This window comes from Streptomyces sp. NPDC005492, assembly GCF_040605995.1.
Classification (GTDB): domain Bacteria; phylum Actinomycetota; class Actinomycetes; order Streptomycetales; family Streptomycetaceae; genus Streptomyces.
In genome coordinates, this window is sequence record NZ_JBEXDX010000078.1 from 1 (window position 1) to 22,923 (window position 22,923).

The 22,923-nt window shown below is 69.0% G+C and carries 19 protein-coding genes and 4 pseudogenes; 5 read left to right on the forward strand and 18 right to left on the reverse strand.

What is annotated here, in order from left to right:
* Positions 1-314: 314 nt before the first annotated feature.
* A pseudogene (locus tag ABZT04_RS44075) lies at positions 315-606 on the forward strand (integrase); the annotation flags it as partial.
* A 415-nt stretch (positions 607-1,021) separates the two neighbouring features.
* Here the strand turns inward: ABZT04_RS44075 and dacB are convergent.
* Positions 1,022-2,608 carry a D-alanyl-D-alanine carboxypeptidase/D-alanyl-D-alanine-endopeptidase gene (dacB, locus tag ABZT04_RS44080; protein ID WP_356065820.1) on the reverse strand — a complete coding sequence of 529 codons (1,587 nt, stop codon included), beginning with the start codon at positions 2,606-2,608 and terminating at the stop codon, positions 1,022-1,024.
* Between the two features lie 468 nt (positions 2,609-3,076).
* On the reverse strand, positions 3,077-3,586 hold the full coding sequence (locus tag ABZT04_RS44085; RefSeq protein WP_356065822.1) for an SMI1/KNR4 family protein: 510 nt from the start codon (positions 3,584-3,586) through the stop codon (positions 3,077-3,079).
* Positions 3,587-4,057: 471 nt separating this feature from the next.
* Between ABZT04_RS44085 and ABZT04_RS44090 the strand changes: the two genes are divergently transcribed.
* Positions 4,058-4,477: a hypothetical protein gene (locus ABZT04_RS44090; RefSeq protein WP_356065825.1), complete on the forward strand. Its 420-nt coding sequence runs from the start codon at positions 4,058-4,060 to the stop codon at positions 4,475-4,477.
* Positions 4,478-4,842: 365 nt separating this feature from the next.
* Here the strand turns inward: ABZT04_RS44090 and ABZT04_RS44095 are convergent, their stop codons facing one another.
* The gene (locus ABZT04_RS44095) at positions 4,843-5,223 is read right to left on the reverse strand and encodes a VOC family protein (RefSeq protein WP_356065828.1); all 381 of its coding nucleotides are present in this window, start codon (positions 5,221-5,223) and stop codon (positions 4,843-4,845) included.
* 252 nt (positions 5,224-5,475) lie between these two features.
* Between ABZT04_RS44095 and ABZT04_RS44100 the strand changes: the two genes are divergently transcribed.
* On the forward strand, positions 5,476-6,105 hold the full coding sequence (locus tag ABZT04_RS44100; protein WP_356065831.1) for a hypothetical protein: 630 nt from the start codon (positions 5,476-5,478) through the stop codon (positions 6,103-6,105).
* On the opposite strand, the gene ABZT04_RS44105 is transcribed toward ABZT04_RS44100, so the two are convergent.
* Entirely contained in the window at positions 6,038-6,535 is a 498-nt protein-coding gene (locus ABZT04_RS44105; RefSeq protein ID WP_356065833.1) for a hypothetical protein, read from the reverse strand. The genes ABZT04_RS44100 and ABZT04_RS44105 overlap by 68 nt on opposite strands.
* A gap of 279 nt (positions 6,536-6,814) precedes the next feature.
* Here ABZT04_RS44105 and ABZT04_RS44110 point away from each other — a divergent pair.
* A pseudogene (locus ABZT04_RS44110) lies at positions 6,815-7,018 on the forward strand (class I SAM-dependent methyltransferase); the annotation flags it as partial.
* 35 nt (positions 7,019-7,053) lie between these two features.
* Here ABZT04_RS44110 and ABZT04_RS44115 read toward each other — a convergent pair.
* The 3 genes from ABZT04_RS44115 to ABZT04_RS44125 form a co-directional block, all read right to left on the reverse strand.
* Positions 7,054-7,272 carry a transposase gene (locus tag ABZT04_RS44115; RefSeq protein ID WP_356065836.1) on the reverse strand — a complete coding sequence of 73 codons (219 nt, stop codon included), beginning with the start codon at positions 7,270-7,272 and terminating at the stop codon, positions 7,054-7,056.
* Positions 7,273-7,337: 65 nt separating this feature from the next.
* Positions 7,338-7,469 carry a hypothetical protein gene (locus ABZT04_RS44120; RefSeq protein WP_356065839.1) on the reverse strand — a complete coding sequence of 44 codons (132 nt, stop codon included), beginning with the start codon at positions 7,467-7,469 and terminating at the stop codon, positions 7,338-7,340.
* On the reverse strand, positions 7,466-7,861 hold the full coding sequence (locus tag ABZT04_RS44125) for an MmcQ/YjbR family DNA-binding protein (RefSeq protein ID WP_356065842.1): 396 nt from the start codon (positions 7,859-7,861) through the stop codon (positions 7,466-7,468). The genes ABZT04_RS44120 and ABZT04_RS44125 overlap by 4 nt, the downstream gene beginning before the upstream one ends.
* Before the next feature lie 237 nt (positions 7,862-8,098).
* On the opposite strand from ABZT04_RS44125, the gene ABZT04_RS44130 reads away from it, so the two are divergent.
* Positions 8,099-8,929, forward strand: coding sequence for an AraC family transcriptional regulator (locus tag ABZT04_RS44130; protein WP_356065845.1), 831 nt, complete (start codon positions 8,099-8,101; stop codon positions 8,927-8,929).
* Between the two features lie 65 nt (positions 8,930-8,994).
* Here the strand turns inward: ABZT04_RS44130 and ABZT04_RS44135 are convergent, their stop codons facing one another.
* The 11 genes and pseudogenes from ABZT04_RS44135 to ABZT04_RS44185 all read right to left on the reverse strand — a co-directional run bounded on the left by ABZT04_RS44135 (position 8,995) and on the right by ABZT04_RS44185 (position 22,542).
* On the reverse strand, positions 8,995-9,795 hold the full coding sequence (locus tag ABZT04_RS44135; protein WP_356065848.1) for an alpha/beta hydrolase fold domain-containing protein: 801 nt from the start codon (positions 9,793-9,795) through the stop codon (positions 8,995-8,997).
* Positions 9,796-10,131: 336 nt separating this feature from the next.
* Positions 10,132-11,153, reverse strand: a pseudogene (locus ABZT04_RS44140) (zinc-binding dehydrogenase).
* 60 nt (positions 11,154-11,213) lie between these two features.
* Entirely contained in the window at positions 11,214-12,650 is a 1,437-nt protein-coding gene (locus tag ABZT04_RS44145) for a carboxylesterase family protein (RefSeq protein ID WP_356065851.1), read from the reverse strand.
* Positions 12,651-12,820: 170 nt separating this feature from the next.
* Positions 12,821-13,873, reverse strand: coding sequence for a hypothetical protein (locus ABZT04_RS44150; RefSeq protein WP_356065854.1), 1,053 nt, complete (start codon positions 13,871-13,873; stop codon positions 12,821-12,823).
* A 170-nt stretch (positions 13,874-14,043) separates the two neighbouring features.
* Positions 14,044-14,145, reverse strand: a pseudogene (locus ABZT04_RS44155) (VOC family protein); the annotation flags it as partial.
* Between the two features lie 478 nt (positions 14,146-14,623).
* Positions 14,624-16,411 (reverse strand): RecQ family ATP-dependent DNA helicase, encoded by a 1,788-nt coding sequence (locus ABZT04_RS44160; RefSeq protein WP_356065856.1) that lies wholly within the window; start codon positions 16,409-16,411, stop codon positions 14,624-14,626.
* 901 nt (positions 16,412-17,312) lie between these two features.
* Positions 17,313-18,485 carry an NUDIX domain-containing protein gene (locus ABZT04_RS44165; RefSeq protein WP_356065859.1) on the reverse strand — a complete coding sequence of 391 codons (1,173 nt, stop codon included), beginning with the start codon at positions 18,483-18,485 and terminating at the stop codon, positions 17,313-17,315.
* Positions 18,486-18,726: 241 nt separating this feature from the next.
* A complete protein-coding gene (locus ABZT04_RS44170; protein ID WP_356065862.1) occupies positions 18,727-19,620 on the reverse strand; it encodes an aminoglycoside phosphotransferase family protein in 894 nt (297 codons plus the stop codon).
* Between the two features lie 422 nt (positions 19,621-20,042).
* On the reverse strand, positions 20,043-20,555 hold the full coding sequence (locus tag ABZT04_RS44175) for an NUDIX domain-containing protein (protein ID WP_356065864.1): 513 nt from the start codon (positions 20,553-20,555) through the stop codon (positions 20,043-20,045).
* Between the two features lie 171 nt (positions 20,556-20,726).
* Positions 20,727-21,620: a helicase associated domain-containing protein gene (locus tag ABZT04_RS44180; RefSeq protein ID WP_356065867.1), complete on the reverse strand. Its 894-nt coding sequence runs from the start codon at positions 21,618-21,620 to the stop codon at positions 20,727-20,729.
* Between the two features lie 289 nt (positions 21,621-21,909).
* The gene (locus tag ABZT04_RS44185) at positions 21,910-22,542 is read right to left on the reverse strand and encodes a glutamine synthetase (RefSeq protein ID WP_356065870.1); all 633 of its coding nucleotides are present in this window, start codon (positions 22,540-22,542) and stop codon (positions 21,910-21,912) included.
* Between the last annotated feature and the right edge of the window lie 381 nt (positions 22,543-22,923).

Sequence of the window (22,923 nt, forward strand, 5' to 3'; positions counted from 1 at the left end):
CACCGCATGTCGCCGCTCTGCCTTGAGACGTTGCCCGTCAGGGCCTCTTGGGGCATCCAAACGGCGCCCACGCGACCGCCACCACCATGAGCACCGGGACCGCGCACGCTGTCTAAAGCGAGGCGTTGCCCGCCAGGCAGCCACAAGGTCCCGGTCCGGCACCCGAACATCCCGAGAACCAACCGCTCCCTCGGAACGCCCTTAACAAGGGATTAGGGCCTCTCGGCAGCTCGGGGATGCGAATCCGACCGAGCCTTGCCAGCAGGCCATGGTGTCGTTGTCGTACGCGTCCGAGTCCGTTCGGTTCAACTCGGTTCTTCCCCTTCCCGCACGAGCACAGGGCGCAGCAGGGTGAGACGCGGGACGCCGTCGGCGACCTCTGGCAGGAACACAAGGTGGCGTTCTCGCGGCCGGACGGACGCCCCCTTGACCCGCGCGCCGACTACGAGGAGTTCAAGGAGCTGCTGGCCGAAGCCGGGATCGACGACCGCCGCCTGTACGAGGGGAGCCGTCACACGGCCGACACGATCCTGAACGAACTCGGGGTGCAGATCCCACCTGTCGAAGGAGGCGATGCGGCGCATGGGCGAGTTCTTCATCCCCGCGCCCGCCGCCGACGCCTCATCCGCTGAACCAAAAAGACCAGCTCAGACACCGTCTGAGCTGGTCTTCACGATGAGCCCCCTGTCGGATTCGAACCGACGACCTACGCATTACAAGGTCGCCAGAGCCGTACCCCGGGGTTCACTTCGTTTCCCTGTTCTCACCATCTGTGCAGGTCAGTTGACGTGCAAGCGCCCCGGACGTATTGATCGTTCACGGGGTTTCACCGGCCTTCCGGCCCCACCCGGGCCCCAGGACAGGTCTGGTGGCTGGTAGGGGTGGCCCCGACCGAGCGGGCTTCCAGTTCAGGGCCGGGCGGCAAAGTGGCGTTCATCGCAGAGACCTTGCGACGCAAAGAGATCCTATCCCGCTTGAGGGTAGGACCTCTTTGCGTCTGCGCGCGCAGCCTGGGCGGCCCTTACCCGTGTGCCGAGGCCTCCTCCTGGAGCAGGGCGGTGACCTGGTTGACGTCGTTGAAGATGCTGAGGAAGGTCTGGAGGTCGGGGCTGCTGGCGCCGTTGACGCCGACGAAGAAGGTCAGCAGGCGTCCGTCGTTCGTCCGCAAGTAGCCGGCCTCGTTCTGGGCTCCGACCCCGATCTGCTGATTCAGCTCGTCACCACTGAGAATGGTGCCGGGCTTGGCGAACACCTTGCCCTTGGCCGGGCAGTTCGTTTTGCAGGAGATCCCGTTCGAGCCGTCGACGCCGAGGATCGGGAGCAGCCTCCGGAACGCCTTGGCATCGGGGGTGTGCAGCCAGTAGGTGAGGATCTCGACGAGGCCCTTCGGGGTGACCCGCTCGCCCGGCGTGCCGCCACGCCCGTCGGCGAGCTGGAACTGGGTCGGGTCGATGTGCGCGACGTTGGTGAGGAAGTCGTGCTCGATCGGGAACGCGTCGAAGCAGTTCTTGCTGCCGCGTGAGACGGCCATGTTGCACAGGGCCAGGTTGGCGCCGAGGTTGTGGCTGACCTTGAGGATCAGCTTGGCGTACTGGCTGTACGGCGGGGAGACGTACGCGGCGACGCGGGGGTCGTGGCGGTAGGAGGCGGGCAGCTGGTTTTGCGGGTTGGGGCCGGTGGGCGGCGCGGTGACGGTGACGCCGGCGCGGGCGAGGGCCTCGATCAGCGCGGTGCGACCGAAGGCGTTCGGGTCCTTGATGTTGGAGATCCGCAGCTGTGGCTGCGAGCCGGCGGCGATGGTGCCGGAGAGGCGGATGCGGGTGCCGTCGGGCGAGGCGGTCACGTTGATGGAGGTGGTCCCGCCGCTGGAGACCGTCCGGACACTGGAGGTGACCTGGTACGGCGCGACCTGCGGGCGCCAGAACAGCTTTGCCCGCTGCCCCGGCGTTGTCGGGGTCGTCAGCAGGTCGATCAGGTTGTCGTTGAGGATGAGCGGGGTTGGCTGCGGGTCCAGCGCCGGAGGGGTGAACAGGCGGGGGTCGATGATCACGTTGCCGTCGACCCTGGTGATGCCGGACTTGCGGATCTGCCGGGCGATCTGGTTGATGCCGGCCAGCGGGTTCTCAGGGGTGAGGGTGGCACCAGGCAGCGCGGCCTCGGTGTGGTCGATATCCGTGTAGGCCACCGAGCCGTCGGGCTTGGTGCGCCCGCCCATGGTCAGGTCGCCCTGGGCGACCAGCGCCAGGTTCCCGTGCAGCGTCGACCCGGTGCGGGTGCCGGTCGCCATGACGGGGGTGGTGAAGCGGTGGTTCGGGCCGAGGGCGTGCCAGGCGGTCGAGAGGGTGACCAGCTTGACCGTCGAGCCCGGGACGAAGAACTGGTTCGCGAACCGGGAGTGGATCACCTGTCCGCTCTCCGGGTCCGTCTCCAGCACGCCCCACTGCGCGTGCTCGTAGCTGGGCTTGTGCATGATCGCCTCGATGGCGGGCCCGAGGTCGTCGCCGTGCGCCGCCGCCGGGGAGCCGGCGGCGGCCGCTCCCGCCAAAACCACGAGTGCCGTACCAGCAGCGGCCCAGGTCCGGAGCCGGCCAGAGATCATCGGTCTCATGCATTCCGCCAATTCTGAGTCGAAGAAGCCGAGTCGAAGAAGCCGAGTCGGAGGAGCCCACATCACGCGGGCCCGCAGCGCACGGGGCCGTGCGATGCGGGCCCCACTCGCCGGGCGCTCCTGGTTGCAGCGTATGGACACGACCCGCGCCCGTTCCGCTGCTCGGCGCCGTGCTGACAGCTTGTGGGCGGAACTTCATCCGGTCGGTCGATCGCCCATGGCGTGGTCCGCCGGCCAACACCGCTTTCGTCGATGACGGACACCTCGACCTCATCGCGCGGGCTTGCTCACTGGCCAACCGACCCGTCCTACTGGGCGCGTATCGAGTCGTGATCAATCTGCGGGATCACCGCCACGCCGTAGGTTGATCGGTCAGCCTGTCCGACTCAGTGGCCCGCTGGCCGACGCGACGCCATCGCAAACGTCCATGCGGCTGCCGACGCGGCTGGGGTGCCCGAGTTAATCGGATCAGTCCTCCTCGACGAACTCGGCGGCGTCGGGAAAGACGCTGGTGCTGATGTGTCCTGATATCCAGCCGACCAAGAACTCGACCGCACCCACGGGATGCGCGTCGTAGTACCAGCCCCTCGGATTCCAGCAGACAACCGTCCACTCGTCCGGCTGCCCGTCAGTGAGCCAGCACACGCGGTCCCCGTTGTCGGTTCCCGCCCACGGCAGGAGTCCGCCCGGCTCCGGGTAGAAGGGGTACGGGCAGGCGTCGGGGTTGCTGTCCCGGAAGGTGCGTTCCTGGTCAAGCAGCCGTTTCGCCGGGCCGACCAGCAGGTCTCGCCCGCCAAAGGGCGTAAGTGGCGTCAAGAACTCGGCGAAGTGGTAAGCCCCGTAGGCTCCGACCATCTGCTTGAAGTCAGAGGGGAGTTCCACGCCAAGTGCTGCCTCCACCTCGTCCCAGTCTCCGTTCGCCCACAGTGGTTGCGGTGGCGGTGGGATGAGGCGAGTGAGGTCGTCGAACGCGGTCATGGAGTTGAGCTTAGGGGTGGTCGTCGTGACTGAAGCTGCCGCCCTTGCCAAGAACGCCAGTCGTAATCAATCTGCGGGTTTCGCTCTCGCGGAGGTTCCCGGTCCGGTAGGTCGTTCCGCGTGACGCGAGTTCAACTGACTGATGCAGAGTGGGAGTTTCCACCCCACAAGAAGTGGATCAGAACCGCTTGCCACGGCCGTCGTGATTTCCGGGACGGTTCCGGATTGTCACAACCCTCTTATCCCTCCTATTACCTGAATCGGGCTGAGCGCGTGACCGTCCAGGGCCTGTTGGAGACTCACGTCGGCACGCGGGACGCGGACACCATCAACCTGGCGGCCTGTGATAGTCGACCGGGCGATCGCCGACGGCTGCGTGTATCCCGCGTAGGTGGACGGCTGCCTGATCGTCGAACTGGACTGATCGTCCGGTCTGTTGCCGGGGGGCGCCTGTAGCGCTACACAGTGGATGTGCGGGAGACCATCAGGATTCCATGGGTAGCAGCATTGCAAGTGCTGTGCTTTCAGCTGCTGGCCCTGATCGGCGTGGGGGGTATCCAGGGCTTGCCAGGGGTGATCAGGCCCTGGCCGTACGGGGCCCTGGCGGCAGGCTGGGCATCGCTGACCTGGCGGACCGCCACGGCGCGGCTCCAGGTGTCCCCTGAAGGCATTCACAGTCACGGGACGTGGCGCACGCGGTTCGTGTCGTGGGACGACCTGGTCTGGGTGCGCGCTTTCCAGGCGATAGGCCCCCTGTGGGAATTCCCCCTCGCGATCCTCTCCGATGGAAGTCGTGTGCCGCTCACCGGCGTGTATGGCCTGCGCAGCGAGAACGAGTCGCGCGTGGACCGGATCGCGGAGCAACTCACCATCCTGGCAGACCAAGCCTGACACCCGGAGAGGGGGAACGCCCCCTCTCTCGTCGGCGACCTCACCGATGTCGAGCGGGCCGTGCACTTCGCCTGCCTGCTGAACCCTGCCCAGGAGCCGGAAGACGCCATCTGGTGGTGGCAGTTCTCCGGCGGCGCAGCAAACGCGACCGCAGTGTACTGCCTGTACCTCCTCCGCCTGAGCCGCGGTGAACTGCGGGACGCAGGGGGGACCGTGGCAGGAACAGGCGCGCACAACGGCTTCACAGGACCTCTTGGCAGGACAGGGGCTTTGGTACCGCTCCTGCTGCCGACAAGGTTCTGGCCCGTCAGGTCATGTCGCCAGTTCTGCTCCCAACTGCTCTGCGATCGGTTTGTTCACGGCGCTCAGAGGTGGCGGCTGATGAGCCAGTGGTGGCCGAACGGGTCGACTACGCGGCCTTGGCGCATCCCGTAGGGCTGGTCGGTGACCGCGAACATCTCGCGTGCGCCGGCGGCGACTGCCTGTGCTGCAACGGTGTCGGGATCATCGACGTCGAGGGAGATGCGTACTGTCGTCGCACCGAGTGTCCGGGGACTCGGCGTGCCGAGTTCTGGCGCCTCGGTCGCCACGCCGAGGCGATGACCTGCGATCGAGAGGACTGCCACCTGCGGCCCGTCAGGAGCACGCACTCGCTCGCCTTCCTCGATGGCGCCGAACGCCTGCGCGTAGAACACGACTGCGGCGTCGACGTCGTCGACCGCCAGGAACGGATAGACATCGCTCATGCGCACGTCCCCAAAGTTGTGGAGCCTCTCTCGCTGTCCGTGGACAAACTACTCCGCGATCAGTTTGTCCACGGGCACTCAACTGGGCCATGAGACCAGCTGGCAGAGGCGGCAGGCCGCCGCGTTGCGCCCTGCACGGCGTAGGTTCATCGAGCGGCTGCTGAGTGGTCGGCTGCCGGGCAGTCTTACGAATCCCTGACGCTGCAGGAGCAGCCGGCTCGCGGCGCGACGTCCCACGCCTAGCATCGCCGCATGCCGACCCTCCGCCGTATGTGTCTGGTCACCGCTGCGCCCCTGCTGCTGGCCGCGGCAGGTCTCGTGCATCCGCACGGGCTCTCCCGGGCGACGGCCGGGGAATGGGCGTGGTTGCACATCGTGCTCCTGCCGGTCTTTCCCCTGCTCGTGATCGGGCTTCTCGTCCCCCTGTGGCGCCGGCCCGGCCGCGACATCGCAGGTATCGCCACGGTCGTGACCTGGCTGGCCGCGTTTACCTATGCCGCGTACTACACGGGGCTCGACGCGGTTGCCGGGATCGCGGCCGGTACGGCGGTCGAACACGCCCCGGAACAGGTGTCCCTGGCCTCGTTGAAGCGCCCGCTCTTCGACACGGGCGATGCACTCGGCCACGCCGGCACCTACGCGCTCATCGTCGCCGTGCTGGCCACGGCGGTCGCGCTCGCTCCCCGGCAGCGCCTCCGGGTCCTTCCCGGCACGGCCGTGCTCCTCGTCTCCGGCTGGTCCTTCATCGACAGCCACATCTTCTGGCCGCAAGGCGTGTACACCATGCTGGGTTTCGCATTGGGCTTCGCACTGCTCAACGCCTTTCCGTCTCCCGCCACTTCATCGCGGCCCGTGTCCGGCCGAGCGTCAGGGGCGGGCTGAAGTACGGCGCAAGCGTCGTCTCGAAACGTGTCATCTCGCCGATCCGGTCACCGAACAGGGCGACCATGACGACGTCCGTGACGTGCAGCCTGCCTGTGACGGAGTCTCGGACGTATGCGCCCCACCCGGGCTGCCTGTTCGCCCGCACGGGCACCCTCCAGTCGACACGTCGCCAGTGGGTACCCGATCGTGTTGAAGAGGCCATGCACCGCAGCGGCTCCGTGGTAGTCGAACGGCAGGGGTGGCAATCCGTACCCACGCGTCGTTTGTCGATGACCATGTCGCCGGGCCGCCACTGGGCGCTGCTCATCGCGCTCACCCGGCCCCGCCCCAGCTTGACCAGATGCTCGTCGGACACGGGCTCAGGCTGCCCCAACTGGGCACTCTCGACAGGCTCCACGGTCTCCAACTCCACGGCGGTGTCAGTCACTTGACGTCTCTCCCATGATCGTCGGATCCGCCGTTAGATTTACACTCCCGGCTAGCGGCGCGCGCACAAGCTCGTATCGATCAGGGCCGGGCGGACATGGCGGCGTGGGGGTACGCCGGTGTTTCCTCATGACCGGGGCCGCGTGCAGGTCCCACCGACCGCCCCGCTATGCACGGGATCGACGGAACCACCGTGGAGGAATGCGCGATGAGCAGGTCAACTGCCGCCATGCCGCAACGCAGGACAGCGGAGGTCGACTGGCAACGAGCTGGTGCCGCGATGGACACCACGCTCCCGGCCACCAACCCCGTCACCGAGGCCGTCCTCGATCGGCTGCCGAGTCTGCCGGCCGGCTCGGTTGTCCTGGACCTGGCCTGCGGTACCGGTCAGCCCACGTTCGTCCTCGCGCGTGAGCGTCCTGACATCGAGGTGCTCGGTGTGGATGTGACTCCCGCGATGATCGACCAGGCTCGGCTGAAGGCGCGCGAGAAGTTCGGTGACGAACGTTCGCTTCGACGTCATGTCCGTCGACCTTCCTCACGCTCGGCGCTGGTCAGCTCGCCGCCCTGGCTCCCGCTTCGGTCGGCCTTGGCCTGGCGGTACCAGCCGCGCAGGGAATCCGAGTTGATGCCGAGTTCCCGGGCCACCGCGGTGACCGTCTTGCCCGAGGAGTCGACGAGCGCGATGGCGTCGCGCTTGAACTCCTCCGTGTACCGCTTCGTGTACTTGCTTCCCACCTGGTGTACTTCCTCTGGAACCTCAGGTCCCAGTGTCTCCAGGTGTCCACGATCAAGGGGAAGCTTCACAGGAACACCTTGCCCGCGACCTTGTACACGTCGAGTCCCGGGCTGAAGGGGTAGCCGTGGCTGACGTCGGGGAGGGCCAGGGCCGCCTGGCGGGCAGTGTCCTGGAGCCGGTCACCGGCCGCGCTCACCGGGACGCCCGTGTGCCGGTGCCGTAGGTGCGCGGGTCGACGGGCCGCTCGGCCCTGGGCAGTTGGGCGACGACGAGCCGGTAGGAGTCGGTGACGAGCTCCCTGATGAGCTCCTTGTCGACGCCTTCCCCGCTCTCCAGGGTGATCCAGTGCTTCTTGTTCATGTGGTAGCCGGGGGTGATGTGGCTGTACTGCTCCCGCAGGGCGTGGGCCTCGCCGGGGTCCGCCTTGAGGATCACGACAGGACGCCCCGGGACTTCGGTCATCAGCATGAACACCTTGCCGCGCACCTTGTAGACCTCCCAGTCGGGGCCGAAGGGGTGCTCCAGCTGGGCTGCGGGGAGTTCCTCCGCGCAGTCGGCGGCGGTCTTGTGCAGGGTCGATGCGTTCATGGGCGGTGGGCCTTCTCAGGTGGTGACGGACTGTGGCATCGAAGGAGGTAGGGGGCGCGCCGCGTGGGTGCGCTGGCACGTTCCATCCTTGCGTCGAAGCCGACCGGAAGGGCGGTAGGCTGCGGACACGTGATGGTCGACAAGCGACACCCCGACCCGAGCGGAACCGAGACCGGTCCTGCCACGGTTCGGCTGTACGGTTTTCAGCCCCCGGTCGGTACTCCGTACGGCCTCGAGGTGAGTACCGTCGAGGACTTCTTCGCCCAGCACGACGACTGGCCGTGGAACCCGCCCCGCCCTGGCCGTGCCACCTTCCACTACCTGATCCTGGTCACCGAGGGCCAGTTGCGGCACGACGTCGACTACGTCACGCGGACCGTCACTCCCGGGCAGTGGCTGTGGGTGCGTCCCGGGCATGCGCAGTGCTGGCATCCGCCCGGCGCGGCCCGCGGCCCGTTCATCCTGTTCGAACCGGACGTGCTACGGCCCGACCTCGCCCGTCTCCTGGCCCCGCTCACCGCGCACGAGGCCCCTGCCGTGCTGAGCCCGCACCCCGACGACACCGCCTGGCTCCAGCAGACGGCACTCCAGCTCCTGGACGAACACCGCGCGCTGGGGCGCCGCCCCCTCGACGTCCACCACGCCCTGCGTCGCAGCCTGCTCGAATCGCTGCTGCTGCGCCTGGCCAGCTCCCCAGGCATCGTCCCCGTCGCCACGGCCACGGCCAGCACCGGCCGCGCCGACAGATACGGGCGCTTCCTGGACGCCCTGGAGCTGCACTTCCGCGAACTGCACCAAGCCGCGGACTACGCCGAGTTGCTCGGCTGTTCGGTCCGCACCCTGAGCCGAGCCGCCCGGGACGCCACCGGCAAAGGGGTACGTGAACTCATCGACGAGCGGCGCCTCCTGGAAGCCCGGCGCCTGCTGGGAGCTGCCCGGTGGGACGCCCGGACCGTGGCCGTCCACCTCGGCTTCACCGACCCCGCGAACTTCGGCCGGTTCTTCCGCGACCGCACCGGTCTCACCCCGGCCGCCTACGCGGCCGGCGAAGCGAGGTCCGACGCTTGACGCAAACACGGCGGACGCCCCTTGCCTGTCAGGAGGCAATGGCAGTCTGCGCGTTGTCGCACCGCTCACCTGGCAAGAGCCCGCCGGATGAACTCCTCACGGGTCGCGCTGGAAGCGCGCGACACAGCCGCATGATCCACCGTCATGTCGAACCCGTGGAAGGCTCCGCCCCACATGTGGAAATCGACGCTCACGCCCGCCTCGGAGAGGCGGCCGGCGTAGATCAGGATCTCGTCGCGGAACCCCTCCGCCGAGCCGGTGTCGATGTAGGTGCGCGGCAGCCGGCTGAGGTTCTCGGCGCGGGCCGGCGCGGCATACTGCGACACGTCCGGGCCGCCGCGCCGCTCGCCCAGTACGGAGGTCCACGCGTACAGGTTGCTGTAGCGATCCCATACGCCGTCGCGGTCCACCATGCGACTGCTGTGCGTCTCGAAGCGGTCGTCGAGCATGGGGCAGATCAGAACCTGGTGGCTGAGCTCGGGAAAGGCGCGGTCGCGGGCGAGTAGCGCGGTCCCCGCCGCGAGGCCGCCTCCGCCGCTGACTCCGGCGATCAGGAGCCGCTCGGGGTCGATACCGAGCTCGTCCGCGTTCTTCGCCATCCACACCAGCCCCGCATAGCAGTCCTCGACCGGCGCGGGATCGGGGTGATCCGGCGCCAGCCGGTATTCGACCGACACGACGACCGCACTCCCCTCGATCACATGGGGGAGGAGATGACTCACGTGGTCCCGGCGACCTCCCATGATCATCCCGCCGCCGTGGAGACTGAGGATGCCCCCCTTGGGACCGCGGTCCTCGACGGCGCTGAGAATCAGCACCGTGATGTCCGGCGCGCCTTCCGGCCCCGGTACCTGGCGCTCCTCCACCCGCACTCTGCCGCCCGCCGTCAGAGCTCCGAATCCAGCCCAGGGGAACCCTGGGCGATCTGCCGTCGGATCTCTGGCAGGGTCTCGTCCGACAGAGCCGGGAAAACAGCTCCCCGTGCCACCTCGGCGGGCGCGAGCTCCGGGTCCAACGGGGGCCGGGTCCTCACGGCGCCAAAGTCGTCTGCTGCTGTCTGGTCTGCCATCTGTTCTCTCCTTCGGAAACGACGGGAGCGGCGACACTCACCACCGGGCTGAGCCACTCACTGCGCACGACGTGCTGATCAAGGAGATCGAGTCGACGCGTGCGATGACCTTGTCGCTTCCCGCGATCAGTTCTCAGTCGTCCAGGACAACGACGTGCTTGCCCGCCGTGGTGCCGGATTCGAGGTCGGCCTGGGCATCACGGACCTGCTCCAGGCCGTGGTAGACCTTCGCGACCGGGACTTTGAGGCGTCGCTCCGCGATGGCCTGGAGTTGATGGGCGAAGACGTCAGCCGGGAGGTCGGCGGCCTCGCCCGCGTAGCTGGTCAGCCGCACCCCGCTGGGGATCATGAACGGGGTGAAGTCGGGGATGGCCCACGCGCCGCCCAGCGCTCCGGTGAAGCAGACGGTGCCGTGCACGCGCACGCATCCGAAGGTGTCCGGCAGGGCTGTGCAGCCCACCAGTTCCAGCGCGGCGTCCACGCCCTGCAGTGCGAGGTCCCGGACCTTCTCGGCGATGTGTCCGTCGTCCACGATCGGATGGTCGACGCCCATGGCCCGCAGTTCGTCGGCACGCCCGGCGTGACGCGTGGTGGAGATGACGGTGGCGCCGATGTCCTTCGCGATCGTGGCCGCGCTCAGCCCGACCGTGGAGGTGCCGCCGCGGATCAGCAGCGTCTGTCCGGCCTTGAGGTCCAGGCCGCGGGTCAGGGACCGTAGGCGGTCTGGAACATCTCGGGCAGGGCACCGACGACCTCCCACGGCAGGGTGGTATCGAACGGGATGACCTGTGCCGCGGGGACGGTGACGTACTGGGCGTACGCGCCGTCGTACGAGCGGCCCATGTTGCCCATCATGGTGGCCACCTGCTGTCCCGGTCGCAGGCCGCTGTCCTCGTCGGCGTCGTCGACCACGCCGACGCCCTCGATGCCGGGAACGCGCGGATAGGTGACCTCCGCGTCCGACTCGCCCTGGCGGGTGATGACCTCGGACTCGTTGACGCCGAACGCCTTAACCTTCATCCGCAGCCAGCCGCGCTTGCGGTCAGGCACCGGGACGTCCTTGATCTCCAATGCCTCGAGGCCGCCGGGCCGGGTGACGACGACGGCCCGCATCGTTGCCAGTGCGGCGCCATCGGCTGCTGTGGGTTGGCTCATGTCGAGTTCCTTCTCCGCTCCGGCCCCCTGGGTGCGCTGTTCCGTTTCGCCCGCCGGCCGTCAGGGGCGGTCGATGCCTTCCCACAGGTCGAGGACCTGCTGGTAGTGGGCGGTGCCCTCGAAGGGAGAGTTGCCGACGGTTTCCGAGATGGGTTTGTCCGTGACGGCGGGCCACAGGCGGGAGTGCTCGCCGGTGGCGAAGTCGAGCACGATGTCGCGGATCCGCGCGTCACGCTCCGCCTGCTCCGCGCTGCGGCCCGGCTTTTCCTGGCCGACCAGGGCGTACATCTCGGTGCCATGCACCGCGGGCGCGCCCTCGGCGGGCCCGATCATCAGGAGATGGGCGTTGCCGCCCGCAGCGGCGTGCGCCAGGGCCCCGCGGGCGGCCGGGAGCGCGAAGAGGTAGTCCGCCATGACCGCGGCGCGGACCTCGGCCGGGGCACGGCCGCCCTGATCGTAGGCGTCGACGATCTTCTTCGCGCGGGAGCGGGAAATGCGCCACCCCGCGACCTCATCGACGATGCGGTCGCGGGTGTGCGGGTTGAAGCGGTCGAGGTCGTTCGCCACCCACCACCCCATGTCGTCACTCGCCATGCTCAGCAGCACGTCGACATCGCGGTGCGCGCCCGAGGCGAGGACGTCCATGGGATGGGCGTGCACCACCGCGCCCGGCTGCCCGATGTCCAGGACGACGCCGGTGGCCTTGTTGTCCACCCCGCCGCGGACTCCGAGGTCCGTCGGGGCGACCTTGCGCAGGGCGTCCCTCAGGGAGACCGCGTCGAGGTCGAGCAGCTTCTCCGGGTTGTCCGCCACTCCGAGTTCGGTGACGAACAGGTGCGCGAGCTCCTCGGCCCACCACGCAGGGATGCTACGAGCGGGCCCGCCGGAGAACGCGGCCAGCCGCCGGTACAGGCCGTTGGCGGAGGAGACGCTGAGCAGTCCGAAGGTGGAGTAGGCGCCGGCGCTGTGGCCGTAGACCGTGACCTGGTCGGGATCGCCGCCGAAGTGGGCGATGTTCCGCTTGACCCAGGTCAGCGCGGCGATGACGTCCTGCAGGAAAAGGTTGCCGGCCTCGGCGAGCCGCCCGCCGTACTGCGAGAGCGAGAGCGCGCCCAGGGCGCCGAGCCGGTAGTTGACCGACACGCCCACCACGCGCCCCGACGCGGCGAGACCGGAGGCGTTCGAGGTGATCTGCGTGTTCGCGCCGTACTCGAATCCGCCGCCGTGGATGTACACGGTCACCGGGAGCGCCTCGCCGGCCGGCTGCTCAGGGGCCCACACGTTCAGGTTCAGGCAGTCCTCGCCCATCCCACTGTCCGCTTCGAGCCAGTCGCCACTGTCGGGCTGGACAGAGACGACGCCCTTACGGTCATAGGGGCGGTCAGCATCGAAGTCCGCGACCACGGGGCGGCGGTACCGCTCGGCGGTGGCATACGGAATCCCCCACCAGGACCGCACCCCTGGTGCAGTCGGAGCTTTGGGAGCGGTATCGGTCATGACATGTCCTTCCAGCGCGGTTCGGGTGTTCGCGGGTGCTTCGGCGGCTGGTCGCTCGCGGTGACGTCTCCCATCGTTCCCCGGGATCCGACAAAGCGTCCCGCGGGTGGCGGTCACCCGGTGGTCATCAGGTGACACTTCGGCAACAACATCTTCGTGCGCCATGAACTTCAGGAGACAACCGGCGTTTCCTGACCGCCCCTCAGTTCACTTCCGCCTCGGCCGGCCTGGATAGGAGCCAGCGGGGCGGAGCCGGGTGCCGTTCGGATGGTGGCGAGGCTGGTGTCCTCCCGGTCGGCGATGGCCTGGAGGGAGAGGAGGTCGCGTTCGTACCACAGGCGCCACTGTGCTGACCGACTGGCGGCGCGCTGGGTGCGGCGGAAGCGGGGCGGGCTCCAGTCGACGGGGTGCTCGGCGAGTAGGTGGACGACGTGTGCGGTTGTCGTCTCCAGGGTGCGGGCGAGCCGGGCGACGGAGAAGTCGCTGCCGGGCACGGCCTGCTGGAGCCGGAGGGGGCTGATGCTCGACGGCCTGTCCGCCCCAGCGCGCGGCGACCTCGGTGAGCACCGTGTGGTCGGCGATGGCAAGGCCGAGGCGCGCGGCAGCGGCCTGTGCTGTTTGAGGCGAGGTGAGGTAGGTGTAGTCGCGGGCGCCCGGCTGGGGGGGAGGACCTCGATGTCGACGGCGGAGAAGACGCCGCTCGTTGCGCCCTCGCTCACCAGAGCCAGGATGCGTTCCACGTTGTCGGTCAGGAGCTGTCGGGTCATTCCGATCATTCCGATGTGCCCGACGACGAAGCCGGCGCGGATGAGCAGCCCGTGGTCGCGCGCGACCGTGATGGCGGTGGAATTCAGCCGGTACAGGGTCTCCGCCTCGGCGAGAACGTCACGGCGGCGTCCGCCGAGGGGCTTGTTCATCGCGGCGAGCGATAGGGGTGTGCCCGCGTCCATGCCGATCATGATCTGGCGGACGCCGAGGCTGGTGAGCAGCGCGGTGCGGCGCGGGTCGGCGACGCCGTCCGCACGGCCGTAGCCGACGAGCACCGGCCGCTCCTCCTCCCGAAGGGCAGACCACCAGTCGGGCCGGGTGGCGTCCATCGCGGTGAGCAGCTTGGCGAACGTCATGGGCAGTTCGTCCGCGGTCAGGTAGAGGTAGTCGTAGCCGGCGGCGAACGCGGCCTCGAGTACGGCCCAGCCGTCGTGGGGCCGAGCTGGTTGCGCCACAGCTGTCCGGCGTGGATGGAGCAGAACGTGCAGGCGTCGTTCCCGGCGAACTTCACGCAGCCGCGGCCGATCTCCACGGGGACGCCGGCGGTCACCTTCCGACCGAGGAGTTCGTGCACGCGCGGCGCGATCCGGCTCTGGAAGTTCCCGGTGTACAGGGGCCGTGCCCGTCCGGGCGGGCCGGGTTGGGCGAAGCCCAGTACGTCACGCCCGAAGGACGACAGTGCCTGTGGGGCGTGGGCGTCGAAGGTGACCTGGACGTGGCGGATCACCGGGGTGCTCCCTTCGCAGCGGGATTCGTACGCAGGTAGAGGTCGCGCAGCAGGCGGACCTGGGACAGGCGGTGGATCAGCTCGCGGTGGATGTGCAGCACCAGATCGGCCATGGGCGTGTCGGGGGAGGGGTTCCTTCTTGCCGACCGGTACCCGCAGTCCGGCGTTGGCGAGGTTGCGGTTCCGCGGCCGCCGCCGCAACCTCGGCGACTGCGATTTCGCCCGGACGGTACTGATCATGATGTCTAAGGGCCGTGGCACCACCTTCACGCCGCCCCGCCCGCCTCGATCGGCGGCCCGCCCGCGGAAACCGTCCTGGCGGTCACAGTGCAGTCTGTCCAGGCGGCGTCGCCTGCAGCCGGCGACGTCGGCGCCAAAGGTCTCAGCCGCAAACGACGGCATTCTCAAGGACACGTCTGGCGGTATGTGTCGGTCGAGCAGGCGGACACCCCCCATGGGCGGGCTCACGGGTCGAGGGTCAGCGCGGTGTGTCGGGCAGCGCGACGAGCAACTGCTTGTCCGTCACCACGGCCAGTGACAGGGTGCGATAGCCGACCGACTCGAACAGGATGGTGATCTTGCCGTCGCCCTCGCTCATGACCTCGCCCTGGCCCCACTGGCCGTGGCTGACGCGGACGCCCGGCAGGTAGGCGTGGTCGTCCGTCGCGCGGCTGGCAACGGGCTCTGCCGCCCGGACTGCACCTGTTGTGACGTTCGAGCGGGCACCGGCCCGGGTCCACCGGCGTTGCCGTGCGGTCGCCTTGTTGGGCCGTCCCCCCTCCCCGGACCGCTCGCGCCTGAGCCCGCTAGCAGGCTTCGTCACCGGGCCCGTGCAGTTGTCGCACGCCCCGCACGGCACGGGGACGGAGTCGCCGAAGTATCCAAGGAGGAACCGCCGCCGGCAGTCGGTCGTCTCGGCGTAGCCGCGCATCATGTCGACCCGGGACTGTTCGAGCTTGAGGTGCGTGGCGTGGACGGCGAGGGCGCTCTGCACAACGGCGTCGACATCGTCATCTGCGGAGGCGCCGATGAAGCGGCTGCCGTCCCGTCCGGTACGGACGGCTCCCGCCTCCTCCAGCAGGTTCAGTACGGCGGACAGTGCCGTCGCGCCGAGTTCGCAGTCGGCCCGGAGCCGGGTCGCGCTCACGGCGCCCGCGTCGCCGCGCAGGCGCTCGGCGACGCGGCGCAGTGCGTCGGCGTCGGGAGCGCCGGCGGCGAAGAAGCGTTGCAGGCCCAGATCCTGCGGGCGGTAGGCGAGGATCGCCCTGGCTGGTGCGCCGTCGCGGCCGGCCCGGCCGATTTCCTGGTAGTAGGCGTCGAGCGAGCCGGGGACGGATGCGTGCAGCACGAACCGTACGTTCGCCTTGTCGATGCCCATACCGAACGCCGAGGTGGCCACGACCACGTCGAGTTCACCGGAGCTGAACCGGTCCTGGGCTTGGCGGCGTTCGGCGGCGGAGAGGCCCGCGTGGTAGCTCGCGGCGGCCAGTCCGAGGTCGCTCAACTGCTCGGCGTAGCTGTCCGCTGTCTTACGCGTCCCCGCGTACAGGATTCCCGGTTTCTCCTCGACGGCCGTCCGTTCCACGACGAACCGCTCCTTGGCGGCCGCGTCCTGAAAGGTCCTCACGTCCAGGTGGATGTTGGGACGGTCGAAGCCGGCCACTATCTCCACCGGGTCGTTCATACCGAGACGCTCGGCGATGTCCCGCCGTACCGGGGCCGCCGCGTTCGCCGTCAGGGCGAGCACCGGCGGGTTGCCGAGTCGCTCGCGTGCGTGGCGCAGCCGCAGGTAGTCCGGCCGGAAGTCGTGCCCCCAGGACGACACGCAGTGCGCCTCGTCCACCACCAGCAGCCGGGGACGGACGGCAGCGAGCCGGTCCGTGACGTCCGTCTTGGCGAGCTGCTCAGGAGCGAGGAAGACCACGTCGACCGAGGAGGCGCTGATGCGCGCCCATGCCGTCTCGTTGTCGCTTCGGCGCTGCGCGGAGTTGATGGCGGCGGTGCGCAGCGCGCCGGATCCGAGCAGGCTCTGCATCTGGTCCCGCTGCAGCGCGATCAGCGGCGAGACGACCACGACCGGACCGCCGAGCAGGACCGCGGGCACCTGGTACACGGCGGACTTGCCCGCGCCGGTCGGCATGACGGCGAGTACGTCACGCCCCTTCATCACGGCCTTCATCGCGCTCAGTTGGGCCGGGCGCAAGTGCTGCCAGCCGAAGACCCGACGGGCGGTGCCGCGCAGACGTCGGGACGTGAGTGCGAACATGCTGCTCCTTGAATGGTGGGCGTCCAGCCGCCGTGTGTCTGGCGGCTACCCCGGTTCGCCGGGATATCGCCTCACGCGATTCGGGCGTCCCTGTCGAGATCCCCACGGCAACCTCGCAACGCCCAGTATCCGACCGTATCTGCGATGGGTTCCTGTCTCCCAGCTTCGTTGGGCGTGAGGGGCGTCGTGCTCCCGGCCGTCGTACTGCCACCTGCGGTACCGCAGGTCGTCGTACCACCCGTGCCCCGGCCGCCGGGCCCGGCGGCCGGGGCTGAGTGGAGGTGAGGCCTTTCCCGCGAGCGGGAGCAGGTGCCGCGGGAACGGGATCAGGGTTCGTTGACGAGGTGTTCGATGAGGTCGTCGCGCAAGGTGAACCGGTAGTGGAGATCGATGGTGCCGCCGGGGAAGTCCCAGTCCACAGCCAGGGCCCGGCCGATCGGCAGGTGGACGCCGAGTTCTTCCAGGACCTCGCGAGCAGCGGCACGGGTGGGGGCTTCCTCGGCGTCTACGCCGCCGCCGGGAAGGAGGCGCGTGGTGCGTTAGGTGACGCGCTGGAGCAGGATGCGGCCGGCCATGTCGGTGATGTGCACGGACACACCGGTCCACAGGGTGGCCCCGGGAGGCCCCGTACGCGGCGGCCGTCATCGCAGTGCCGGGCGGGTTGGGGTCGCTGGGTGGTGGGGAGGCCATGGAGTCGCCGAATCATCAAGTGGCGCACCGGACTTGGCATGCCGGGGGCTGTGTAGGAGGAAGGGCCGGACGTTGGGTGTCGGCCCGGAAGCGGGCCAGGGCGTTCGCTGGTTCCAGGTGAGGACGAGCCCGGCCGGGGGTGGCGTGGGCGACGTTCGCCGATGGTGCGGGTGGCGGGATAGAGGCTGAGGTGGGCTGCTGTTGGCCACGGTCATTCCGCGGCGGCGTTCGCCGTTTCGGCGAAGGGGGTGAAGTGCGCGGTCGGGTGGTCGATGGGGAGGTCGGGGCGCCAGGCGGTCAGGACTTGAGCGCTGCACTCGAACAGACCGGACGGCAGGGCGTCGAGGGGCCACCAGCGCCAGCCGGTCACGCTCTCGTCGGGCTGGTCGCCGGGCGTTCCCTGCCAGGTGGTGACCACGGCCGGCACGGTGATGCGGACGACTTCGCCGACGTGGTCGACGAGCGTGCCGAGCAGGTGTACATCCGCAGGGAGGGCCATGAGGCCGGTCTCCTCAGCGAGTTCGCGCACGACTGCCTCGGACAGTGATTCGCCCGGCTCCACGGTGCCACCGGGCAACTCGACCGTACGACAACGGTGTTGGCCCAGCAGTACGCCGTCCGGCCCGGACACGATGATGCCGACGCCGAGTGCCGCGTGTGCTGCGGGTGGCCGGGTGGTGCGCGGGCGGGAGTTGACGCGGGCCGGGCGGCGGACCTGGAAGAGCCGGTAGGAGGCGCGGTTGCCCTCTTCCGGGGCGTCGAGGACGGTGACGCTCTCCACCCGTAGCCCGTACTGGACCAGCAGGTCCTCCCACAGTTCGGGCGTGAGGACCCACATCTGGACGGTCAGTTCCGGGCCGTCGGCCAGCCGCAGGGTCTCCGGCCGCGGGACGAGCGCGGTGGAGGGACCATTGCCGTGGGAGTTGGTGTGCAGGACGGTGAAGCACAGCCTGCCGCCGGGTTTGAGCGCCGTGCTCAGGGCGGGCAGCAGCCGGTGCGGGTCGATGTAGGGGACGGAATGGACGGAGTAGATCACGTCGTACGGGGTGACGGTGTGCAGGTGGTCGACGGCATCCGCGAGCACCACGTTCAGCCCGGGCATCTGGCCGTAGCGGGTGCGAGCGCGTTGGATCTGTGTGGGGGAGGAGTCCACGGCGTCCACGAGCGCGCCGTGGTCGCGGGCGAGGTGGGCGGCGTGCCGGGCCGGCCCGCAGCCCAGGTCCAGTACCCGCCGGCCGTCGAGGTCACCGAGGATCGCATCACCCGGACCGGTGGCGCCGGGACCCCAGTCGATCCCTTCGGCCTCTGGCAGGGGCGTGCCGCGCTGGACGTGATGGTGGCCGTAGACGGTCCACGCCTCGGTGTTTGACTCCTCGGGCGTCATCGCGCTGTCCTCCCCATCAGCTTCGACCAGATGAAGCCTGCTGCAGACTGCCCGGTGTCTGGCTCGCGTCGTTCGGTTGTCATCACAGATCCTTCGGGACGGGGGGAAACCCGGGGTCGAGCGGGTGCCGCCTCGGCATATGCCGAGACGTCACCCGTGGCGTTGTGCCGCACCGCCAGGACGCGGCCGTCGTCGCGCACCAGCACAACGATCACGTTTACCGGGCTCGTGTACAGATAGCTCACGCGGCCTGCACCTCCAGCCGGGCCAGCGTCGCCCGTCCGCGCTCCACGATCTCCTCGTCCCCGTGGGGCACGCCCCAGGAGATGGCGCTCGCCGCGTCCAGCGCGGACAGGCAGCACAGCGCCCGTTCCTCCTCACTGGTGAGGGCGCGGCCGTACCCGTTCCAGAACGCCGCCTCCAGGTCGGGACGCCCGACCCAGGGACCGCACGCGAGGGCGACGGCGTCGGCGACAACGGCGTGGGGACGGGCACGTTCCACGTCCACCGCCCCGAAGACGCTGACCGCATGGTCGATGTCCAGCAGCCAGTTACGGGCCTGGAAGTAGCCGTGGACGAAGGCCGTCGGCAGCGGTCCGATGCGGGCGAGTTCGGCGGCATGCCGCCGAACGACCTGCCGTTCCCGTGTGCTGATCAACTCCCCGGCCCGCTCCACATGTGTGTCGGCGCCGCGGGCGGCGCGGGCGATCTCATCGGCGGCGTCCTGGCGGACCCGGGCCGTTAGATCGCCCAGGCCGCCGTGGAAGAGGCGCAGCCAGCTGCCGGCCTGCCGGTGCAGCGACCGCTCACCGCCGGGGGTGAGGGCGAGCGACTTCACAGGTCGGCCGGGCACCGGCGAGAGAAGCAGCGCCTGCTGGTGCGCGTCGGCTCCCCGAAGCAGGGGGATGGTGCCCATCTGCAGACCGGGTGCCACTTCACGCAGGGCGCGGGTCTCCCGACCAAACGATGCCGGATTCGGGGACAGCTTCACGAAAACCCGCCCCGTGGCATAAGTCAGCTCCCACACACGGGAGTTCGGGCGGTCGTGGGAGACGTTACGTACGGACAGCACCGGCCCGACGATGTCCTGAGCCCATTCCCGCAGCGCGGGGGGAACCGGAGTGGTGACACTCATGCCCCCCACCTCGGTTCCGGGCGTGAACTCTCCGCGATGCCGGCCGAGGCGTTGTCGCACATCGCCGCGAGGGATCCAGCCGCCCGGACGGTCCCGGGCTGTCCAGGGAGGAGATGGGCGATGACAGGGGTGGGGTTCATGGAGACTCCTGAGGTTGACCGGACGAGAGAATGCGGTGCGCCGGGGCCGGCTCGGACGGCGGCCCCGGCACGCATCACCAACAGCGCACCAGCCAGGCCAGGTTGGGGATGACTGATAATGACCGGGACAACCAGGTGGCCACTGCTTTCGAACACGCGTGTTTGAGTCGCGTCCCCGACCCACGGTTGCGGGGCACGTACAGCGTGCACCCCCGAATAGAGCGGCGCTCGGGGGTACCGGTCGTGGCCGAATCGCCGCGATGCAGCACTCTGGTGACGCGTCTACACGGCCAGGTTGCGAGCGCGGCTGCTGTGGAGCGGTACGCCGAGGAGCAGCTCGGCGAACTGTCCGGTCTCGGCGGCCAGCAGACTCTGCTCGATCCGCCCCAGGGAGTGGTCGACCGCATAACCGCTGACGTCGGCACGCTCCACCCAGCGCGCTTCGCCCAGGCGGCCGGATTCGGTGACGGTCGGCTCGACGTCGCTGGGAAGGAACACCTCGTAGACGTAGTTGGTGCCTTCGTGGTGCTGTCCGGGCTGCTCCGGGACGTGATCGATGACCAGGATGCGGCCGGCGCTGGCGCACAGGGTCAGCCTCTCGTCGAGGTGACGGCTCAGGGCGCGCCTGGGCAGCTCGTTCGCGGCGGCCGTGCCGCCCGGAAGGCCCCAGTGCGAGACAGCCACGCTGTAGGGGCGGCTGACCATGAGCAGCTGGGTGCCTCGCGTGATGAGGGCATGGACGCCCACGCGGCGTGGCGGCGGGTTCTTGAACGGGTCCTGGTTCTCCCCGGACATGACGGGCTCCTTGGTTTCGGTGGTGATGGTTGCGGGCGGTTTCCTGCGGAGCGGCGATGGCCGTTGCTCAGCGCTAGCACTTGAGGGTCTCCTCCCCAGCTCGGCTGCCGTGCTCCGCCCGGGACGGTGCGTCGTCCGAGCCGACCGGCACGGTGGCCCGCGTTTTCTGTATCAGCCGCGTCCTGGCAGTTTGCGGAGTACGGCTCGCACGCCAAGCCGGGAGAACTCCCGGGCCAGGTCCGGGCTGATGGTGTTGTTGCGCAGCTTCTTTCTCTGGTTGCACAGCCAGCGCCCGAGTTTCACTCCGTCGGCTGTGACGTGGTCGGTGGGCACCTCGGTGTGTCCTTGCGCCAGGCGGTACTCCTGGAGCGCCTCAAGGTGCCGCAGTTCGTGCAACTCGCTCCCGTTGAGGTCGAGTTGGTTGGCCTTCATGCGCTTGGCGCGTTCCGGCGGCAGGTCGCCGGACCTGAGCTTGCTGAGCTGGCCGACGCGCCAGTGGCCGAGTCTCAGTCCGCTGGCGGTGATGTGGTCATACGGGACGATCGGGTGGCCGTGTTCCCTCGTGAACTCCAGCCAGGCGGCGAAGCCTTGGTCCCAGTAGTGTTCGAGCCGGTCGCGGATGAAGCCGAGTTCGAGGAGTTCGGCTTGACGCTCGGCGCCCAGTTCATCCCAGGTCGTTCGCCGGGTGGTCACCTGGGTTCCCAGAGGCCGGCCGGACGGTGCTACGTATTTCTGGGGAACGCCGAGGTGTCCGTGCTCATCGCGGAATGTGACCAGGTCGGCGAGGAATTGCTCCCAGATGTGGTCGTGCTTGTTCCAGAGGATGCCGAGCCGTTCGAGTTCGGTGATCTCCGCCGGAGTGGTCCGGTCCTCGCGATAGCGGGTCTTCTGGTTTTCGAGCCAGCTGTAGAGGGGAAGTCCCTCCGCGGTCGTCCAGCCGCGAGGTGGCTCCAGGTCGCCGTGCACATCTCGGTAGGCGACGCAGGCAGCGGTCCCCTCCGCCCAGCCGCTGCTGGCGGAGCGGACGATCCGTACGGAGATGGCGCGGGCGAAGTCCGGCGGCACGGGAAGCCCGCTGCCCGCACGCGTGGTGTCCTCCCTTCGGGAAGTCCTGCGGGTTGAAAGCCGACTGACCATTCAGTTCCTCAAGCGGCGCGGGGGTCGGGTGGTGGTTCCGGTCTCCGCAGGCACCACCCCGCGGAGACCGGAACCGGGCCCGGACCTCTCCGGGATCAGCCCCCGGCGTTATCAGAAACCGGGAGCCGGGCCCTCGTTCCCCGCCCGCCGTCGGGTGTGGGGAACGAGGGTGTCCAGCCCTGCCGCCGGGGAAGTGACCCCTCTTGGCGGCTGGGACTCAGCGGATTCCGCGGGCCTGTTCCACGTCCGTGACGTGGGTGCGGTGCCAGAGGAGTTCCGCCTGCGCGAGACGCGTGTAGTGCCGTACGACGTTTCTGCCGAGGAGGCTGTGCGCGATCGGGCTGTCGTCGAACTGCCGGAGGCCCTCGGCGAGGTCGGCGTAGAGGGCGAGCGAGTCTTGGTCCTGGTAGGCGTCGCCCTTACAGGCCGGCTGCGCCTGGAGCTTGTGCTCGATGCCGTAGGCCATGGCGGCGGCGCAGGCGGCGACGGCGAGATAGGCGTTGGCGTCGGCACCCGGGAGCCGGCACTCCAGGCGGGCGCCCTCTTGGTGTCCGGCGACACGGACGGCGCAACCGCGGTGGTCGTAGCCCCAGTTGTAGCGCAGCGGCGCGAACGAGTGGGGGCGGTAGCGTTTGTAGGAGTTGACGGTGGGCGCATACAGCGGGGCCATGTGCGGCAGCGCGCCGAGCAGTCCCGCGACAGCCCGGTCCATCAGCGGCGGAAGGGCTTGTCCCCGCTCGCGGACGAAGCACGGCTCACCCTTCTCGGTCCACAGGGAGAGGTGCAGGTGCAGTCCGCTGCCGGTTCCTGTTTCCGGGGCGGCTGCTACTTCTCGTTTCGGTGTCAGCAGTGGTTCTCATCTGACTGTCCTGCACCTCTGCTGGTTGAAGCGCAGAAGTAGTGACATCGAGTGAGAAGTCTTGGTGACATTGTGCGGGAATTACCAGCGCACTGAAATGAGAGGGCCTTAGGAGTGCCTACCTGACCTGCTGTTTTGTGCTTTGACCTTGCTAAGACCTGTCCCGTAACTGGTCAGAGTGAGCAACAGCCCCATGGCAACAGGGCTGGCTCAGGTTTCGAGGCGACCCAGTCACTTGGCCGAACGCCGCAGGATTTCCCGCCACTCGTCCCTCACATCGCGGGACTCGTCCAGGGCAGGATCGCGGCTTCCGCCTGGTGCATAGGCCGGGGACCGGTCTGCGTGGAGCGGCACATGGGCGCAGTACCAGGC